Annotated in this window: 5 protein-coding genes; 2 read left to right on the top strand and 3 right to left on the bottom strand. The window is 60.6% G+C overall.

Annotation, left to right across the window (positions count from 1 at the left end; all coding sequences use genetic code 11):
* The 3 genes from NW819_RS07010 to NW819_RS07000 form a co-directional block, all read right to left on the bottom strand.
* On the bottom strand, nt 1-536 hold a 536-nt coding region (locus tag NW819_RS07010; protein WP_414413312.1), incomplete at its 3' end, for a type IV pilus twitching motility protein PilT.
* Nucleotides 537-667: 131 nt separating this feature from the next.
* Entirely contained in the window at nt 668-2,731 is a 2,064-nt protein-coding gene (locus NW819_RS07005; RefSeq protein WP_414413311.1) for a GspE/PulE family protein, read from the bottom strand.
* 149 nt (nt 2,732-2,880) lie between these two features.
* Nucleotides 2,881-4,524: an acetolactate synthase large subunit gene (locus NW819_RS07000; RefSeq protein WP_414413313.1), complete on the bottom strand. Its 1,644-nt coding sequence runs from the start codon at nt 4,522-4,524 to the stop codon at nt 2,881-2,883.
* Between the two features lie 178 nt (nt 4,525-4,702).
* Here NW819_RS07000 and NW819_RS06995 point away from each other — a divergent pair, with 178 nt between their 5' ends.
* On the top strand, nt 4,703-5,755 hold the full coding sequence (locus tag NW819_RS06995; RefSeq protein ID WP_414413310.1) for a dipeptide epimerase: 1,053 nt from the start codon (nt 4,703-4,705) through the stop codon (nt 5,753-5,755).
* The gene (locus NW819_RS06990) at nt 5,755-6,816 is read left to right on the top strand and encodes a DUF1611 domain-containing protein (RefSeq protein ID WP_414413309.1); all 1,062 of its coding nucleotides are present in this window, start codon (nt 5,755-5,757) and stop codon (nt 6,814-6,816) included. The genes NW819_RS06995 and NW819_RS06990 overlap by 1 nt, the downstream gene beginning before the upstream one ends.
* Nucleotides 6,817-7,029 lie beyond the last annotated feature (213 nt).

The following is a 7,029-nucleotide window of genomic DNA, read 5'->3' as shown; positions in this document are numbered from 1 at the left end:
CGCTGGTGGATGATGCTGCGAATGGGGGTGTAGATGTACTCAATGGGATCCTCGATGGTGAGGATGTGCTCGGCCCGTTCGCGGTTGATCATGTCGATCATGGAAGCCAGCGTAGTCGATTTGCCAGATCCCGTTGGGCCGGTTACCAGCACCAAGCCCCGCGGCAGGCGAGCTGCTTCCTTACACACATCCGGCAGGCCCAGCTTGTCGATGTTGGGGATCTCAGAAGCCAGGGCCCGCATGGCGCAAGCATAGGTGCCGCGATCGCGGTAGACGTTCACGCGGAAGCGCCCGATCCCCCGCACCCCATAGGAGCAGTCCAATTCCCAGTTTTGCTCCAACTGCTTGCGCTGGTTATTGTTCAACATGCTGAAGATCAGCCGCTGCACCTCCTCTGCGGAGAGAGGCTCATGCTCTGTCGGCTCAAGGTGACCATTGATGCGGAAGTAGGGGGGCAAACCCGCCGAAATATGAATGTCGGAACCGCCCTTTTGGACGATTGCTTCCATCAGGTCTTCGATCATCAGTTGGGGCATAGGGTTGGGTTCTCCAAAGGCGAGTAGAACTGTCTATCAAAAGAGCCGCCGGCCAAAGCCATGTGAGAAAGGCAACTGTATAGGACTGTTATAGTCGGCACCCCAACACCGTCAAGGGCCAAGGCGACTTCCTAAAACTTCGGCGTCAGGCAATAGGGGCAGTCCATCCAGTCTACATGCAAGGCCGCGCCACAGTTGCGGCAGGTGCTGAGAGCCTTGGCACGGGCCTTCAGCTCGCTTTCCAGACCCTTGTCGGTGAGGGTCACCCGATCCACCTCCTCCAGCGTGGTGAGGCCCTGCTTCACCAGCATCAAACTGTAGGCCAGCAGGGTTTTCATGCCACTTTCCACCGCCGCTTCTTTGATCACCTCCGTGGGGGCCTCTTTGTTGATCAAGTCCGCAAGGCGGTCGTTCATGCGCATGAACTCGTACACCCCTACCCGACCTTTGTAGCCCACGCCCCCACACTTCTCGCAGATGGGCTTGCCGGTGGCCTTGCGCTGCTCCACTTCTTTGGGGGAGAGCTTGTTGGCTTTGTAGAAGGTGAGCTGCTCGCCGTCGCCACTGAGGGTAAGGCCATAGCGAGCCAGCTCCTCCGGCGTGGGGTGGTAGGGGATCCGACATTCGGTACACACCCGGCGCATCAAGCGCTGGGCCAACACCCCCAGCAACGAGCTGGAGATCATAAATGGCTCGATCCCCATCTCCGTCAGACGGGCAATGGCGCCAGGGGCATCGTTGGTGTGCAGCGTGGTCAACACCAAGTGGCCCGTGAGGGAGGCTTCGATGGCGGTTTTGGCCGTCTCGTGGTCGCGGGTTTCCCCCACCAGGATGACATCCGGGTCTTGCCGCAAGAAGGCCCGCAGGATCATGGCAAAGTCCATGCCCTTTTCTCGGATCACCTGCACCTGAGTGATCCCCGGCAGCGAGTATTCAATGGGATCCTCGGCGGTGCTGATGTTGATGCCCGGATCGTTCACCTCCGCCAGAGCCGAGTAGAGGGTGGTGGTTTTCCCGGATCCCGTTGGCCCAGTTACCAGGATTAGGCCAAAGGGTCGCTTGACAATCTCCTTGAAGCTTTCCAAGGTCTCTGGGTCGGTGATCAGCTTGTCCAGCCCCAGTTGGGTGGCGGAGTTGTCCAGGATCCGCAGCACGATCTTTTCCCCATAGCGGGAGGGCAGGGTACTGACCCGGAAGTCCACCTTGCGCCCCTTGAAGACCCGCCGAATCCGCCCATCCTGGGGCATGCGCCGCTCGGCAATATTCAGGTTGGAGATGATTTTAAAGCGGGCAGTGAGGGCGGGGACGATCTTCTTGGGAAAGTTTTCAAAAGCCTGCCGCAACACCCCATCTTTGCGGAAGCGGATGCGCAGGTATTCTTCTTGCGGCTCGATGTGGATGTCAGACGCCCCGTCCTGCAGGGCCTTGACCAGGATCTGGTTGGACAGTTTAATAATCGGGGCATCATCTGCCGATTTGACCTGCTGCTCCAGGGATCCCTCGCCGGCCTCATCGGCAGCCACATCCTCAATAGCATCCAGATCGATTTCGGCAGTGTTGACCACCACCTCTTCTTCCTGTTGGGCAGCAGCCGCGTCGTTGATCCCCTTGATGGCCAGCAGCTCCGCCTGCGCATCCATGTAGCGGTTGATCAGGGTCTCGAAATCCCGCTGGGTGAAGACCCGCCGCTGCAGCTTCAGCCCCTGGATGCGGAAGCGCCGTTGAATGTCGTCCAGTGCCTGCAGGTTGTCTGGCTTGACCATCGCCACCGTCACCTGATTGTCTCGACGGCGAATGGGCAAGAACTTGTAGCGGTTGCAGATGTCGAGGGGCAAGATCGAGTCGATCAGCCCAATCATCTCGGAGATCTCCACCGGCTCCAGGTCGACATCCAGGGAGGGGATCCCGTAGATGATTTTCAGTTCAAAGAGCTGCTGCCGTTTGTAAGCCCGCTCCAGGTCAGGGGTGATCTCTTTGCCCACGATATCCTTGACCACCAGAGCCAGGGCCTTGCTGTTGCCCTCTCGATCCGCTTTGAGGGCGTTTTGGATGTCCTGGATCTGCTTATCGTCGGCAAAGCCCAGCTCCTTTAACTTGCGGCCAAAGGGGGTAATGCTGACGTTGGCGATGGCCAGAGCTTTGCTGGCAGCGCCGGCGCGGCGCGAGGTAAAGGGAGGGGAAGGAAGATCGCTCATGCTGGCGGGTCACCCACAATGCCTCTATTTCACTGCACTTGGCTGCTAAGGGTCAACGGTAAAGATACATAAGTCTGGACTGCCCAGAGGCCGCCAACCCTGGGCTTACTATGCCCCAACTCGGCTCAAATCTGGCATCCACATTCACCTCACCCCTCAGTCTCGCAGACGAGCGCCTGCGACCGCTGGGTCCAGTAAAGATTTTCGCTGTAATCCACAGGGCAGTCGATGAGGGTGGGCACCGGCTGCTCGAGGGCCTGCTTCAGGATGGGGATCAGCTCGGCAGCCTTTTCGACACGGTAGCCCTTGAGGCCCATGCTCTCCGCCAGCTTGACGAAGTCTGGATTGCCGAACTTGACGAAAGCAGCCTCGTTGTATTGATTGTGTTGCTTCCACTCGATCAGCCCATAGCCGCCATCGTTGAAGATGAGGGTGACAAAGGGAGTGCCCACCCTGAGGGCAGTTTCCAGCTCTTGGCAGTTCATCATGAACCCTCCATCTCCGGTTACGGCCACGATGCGCCGGTCGGGATGCACCAATTTGGCGGCCAAGGCCCCCGGAATGGCGATGCCCATGGCGGCAAAGCCGTTGGAGATGAGACAGGTGTTGGGTTTGTCACAGTGGTAGAGGCGGGCCATCCACATCTTGTGGGCGCCGACATCGGAGATGACGATGTCTTCGGGTTCCAGGACTTGGCGCAGGTCGTAGATCAGCTTTTGGGGCTTGATCGGGTAGCTCTGATCGTGGGCATAGCAGGTGTACTCGCGGACGATGTTCTGCCGCAGGCTGAGGCCATAGGGATCCGGCTTGCCCGTGCGATCGCAGCGGCGCAGGATCTCCATCAGGGAGTCGGAAATGTCTCCCACCACCTCTACTTGCGGAATGTAGCTGCTGTCGATTTCTGCGGGCAGGGCAGCGATGTGAACGATGGGGATGGTGCCGTCGGGGTTCCATTTCTTGGGGGAGTACTCGATGAGGTCGTAGCCGACGGCGATCAACAGATCGGTGCGGTCGAAACCACAACTGACCAGATCCCGCTGCTGTAGGCCAACGGCCCACAAGGACAAGGGGTGGGTGTAGGGGATCACTCCTTTGCCCATGAAGGTGTTGACCACGGGGATGTTCAAGCGGGTGGCAAATTCGGTGAGGGCGCTGCTGGCTTGGGCGCGAATGGCCCCATTGCCGGCCAAAATCAAGGGGTTGCGGGCGCGGGAGATCAGGGACGCCGCTTCGTTCAGGCTTTGATAGGAGGCGTAGGTTTTGTCCAGGCGATCTCTCCTCAAGGGAGTGCCGCTGGCTTCCATGGCGGCGATGTTTTCCGGCAAGTCGATGTGGACGGCCCCGGGCTTCTCGGTTTGGGCCAATTTGAAAGCCTTGCGCACGATCTCCGGGGTGATGCTGGGGCGCACGATCTGGGCATTCCACTTGGTGACGGGGGCAAACATGGCCACCAAATCCAGGTATTGATGGGATTCGATGTGCATGCGGTCGGTGCCCACTTGGCCGGTGATGGCCACTAGGGGTGCTCCATCCAGGTTGGCATCGGCAACTCCGGTCATCAGGTTGGTGGCGCCCGGCCCCAAGGTGGAGAGACACACCCCCGCTCTGCCCGTCAGCCGGCCATAGACATCGGCCATGAAGGCGGCCCCCTGTTCGTGGCGGGTGGTGATAAACCGAATCGAGGAGCGGCGCAGGGCTTGCAGGACTTCCAGGTTTTCTTCGCCAGGAACGCCGAAGATGTACTGCACCCCCTCATTTTCCAGGCAGCGAACCAGCAGTTCGGCGGTATTCATGGTGGCAAGGGTATGGAGAACGGTGGATCTGGATCCCACCATAGACGGCGGACGGGGCAAGGGATAACTTGTTTTCTGGGCTTGGGGACGGGGGCAGGCTGGGCTGGGAACCAAGCTAAGCTCAAAGGGGCGGCCCAGGCCCAATTGCCCCTCCAAGCTTCCTCTTCTGGAGATGCCCATGCGGCTCTACGTCGAACCTTTCACCGTTCACAAGCGCTACGCCTTGACCATCAGCCGAGGTACCCACAGCGATACAACCTTGGCTTGGGTGCGAATTGAGGAGGAGGGAGTTGAAGGGTGGGGAGAGGCTTGCCCTTTTTCGGTGAGCGACGACTACCACCAGTCTCTGGACGACATCCTGATGGGCTTGGACGTGGCCAAAGGGATCCTGCGCCGCCATTCCCCCTGGGAGCGACAGCCAATCGAGGCAGAACTGCTGCGGGCCGGGATCCCTTCGGCAGCGCGGGCAGCGGTGGATATGGCCCTGCACGATTGGATGGGCAAACGGCTGGGGAGGCCCCTGTGGCAGTTGTGGGGGCTGGATCGCTCCCGCATTCCGCCCACGACGATGACGATCGGCATCTCCACCCCGCAGGCGGCCCGCCGGCGAGCCTTGGCCTGGATGGAACAGACCCAAGCGCGGGCCTTTAAGATCAAGCTGGGCAGCGGCTCAGGACTGATGGCGGATCAGAACATGCTGATTGCTGTACAAGAGGTGATCCCGCTGGGATCCCTGATTACAGTGGATGCCAACGGCGCTTGGACGGTGGAGCAAACCCTGAGCATGAGCAACTGGCTGGCGGGGCAAGGGGTGAGCTACCTGGAGCAGCCTTTGGAGAGGGGGCAGGAAGCGAAGCTGATCACCCTCTGGCACGAGTCGAAGCTGCCCATTTTTGTGGATGAGAGCTGTATGGACAGCCGCGATATCCCCCCTCTGGTGGATCGCGTCCACGGGATCAACATTAAGCTGATGAAGTGCGGAGGCCTCAGCGAAGCCTGGCGCATGATCCACACCGCCAAAGCCCACGGCCTACAGGTGATGTTGGGCTGCTACAGCAACACAGCTCTGGGGAATACGGCGGCGGCCCACTTGGCTCCCCTGGTGGATTACCTGGACTTGGATAGCCACCTCAACCTCACCGACGATCCCTTTGCCGGGGCCATCCTGCAGGAGGGCTGCCTGCTCCCCACCGACCGACCGGGTTTGGGGGTAGAGCTGCGGGAGGAATAATGGGAAGGCCGGAATCCCTGTCCAGCGAAAGTCGCGTGGCCATCCTGCTCCACGGGGGATTGCTGGGGGAGCATGGGAAAACGGGGCTGGGGCTGCTGCGCTACGGCTCCTTCCCGGTGGTGGCGGTGATCGACCGGGAGCAGGCGGGGGGATCCCTGGCCCATCTGACCGGAATTGCCAAAGACATTCCCATCGTGGCCTCGGTGGAGGAGGCGCTGGCCTACCGGCCTGAAGTTCTGGTGATTGGGATTGCCCCTTCAGGGGGGCAGTTGCCGCCAGCCTGGCGGGAGGAGTTGGGCCTGGCCCTGCGAGCTGGCCTATCTCTGGTGAATGGGCTGCACACGCCTTTGGCCGAGGATCCCCAGTTTCGGCAGTGGTTGCAGCCGGGGGCCTGGATCTGGGATATTCGCCGCGAGCCCCCCAACCTGTCGGTGGGGAAAGCCCTGGCCCGCACCCTGCCCTGTAAACGGGTGTTGACGGTGGGCACCGACATGAGCGTGGGCAAAATGTCCACCAGCCTAGAGCTGCACCGGGCCAGCCTGAGACGGGGCCTGCGCTCCCGCTTTTTGGCCACCGGGCAAACCGGGATCCTGATCGGCGGCGAGGGGATCCCTTTGGATGCGGTGCGGGTGGACTATGCCAGTGGGGCGGTGGAGCAACTGATCTTACGCTATGGCTCTGACCACGACATTCTGCACCTGGAAGGCCAGGGATCCCTGCTCAACCCCGCCTCTACGGCCACCTTGCCCCTGTTGCGCGGATCCCAGCCCACCCACCTCATCCTGGTACACCGCGCCGGCCAGACCCACATCAAGGGGATAGACTACGTGCCCATCCCACCCTTGTCCAAAGTGATCGAGCTGTATGAGCAGGTGGCAGCGGCTGCCGGGGCCTTTGCCCCCGCGCCCGTGGTGGGGATTGCCCTCAATACCTTCGGCTGGGAGGAAGAAGCAGCCCTAGAGCAGATCCGCCGGGTGGAAGCCGAGACCGGACGGCCCTGTACGGATGTGGTGCGTTTTGGGGCGGATCCCTTGTTGGAGGCAATTCTGGCGGCAGGATAACTCAGTTTGCAGACAGCGGATCCACTCCCATTGTCCATCTGGGAAAAACTCATCATCTTCAACAGGTGAGCGATTCAGATGGTTCCCGGTGCCGTTGTCTTCTCTGAGATGCGATCTCCTCAGCCAGGTATTCTCGATCCAAGTCGCTCCCATTGGCCGGGGGCCAGGAACTGGGCTTGCTCCGTGTTCAGAGAAGAGCATGACTCTAGTCAA

Source organism: Synechococcus sp. R8-2 (assembly GCF_047461715.1).
GTDB lineage: Bacteria > Cyanobacteriota > Cyanobacteriia > Thermostichales > Thermostichaceae > Thermostichus.
This window is presented reverse-complemented; position numbering and strand designations above follow the sequence as displayed.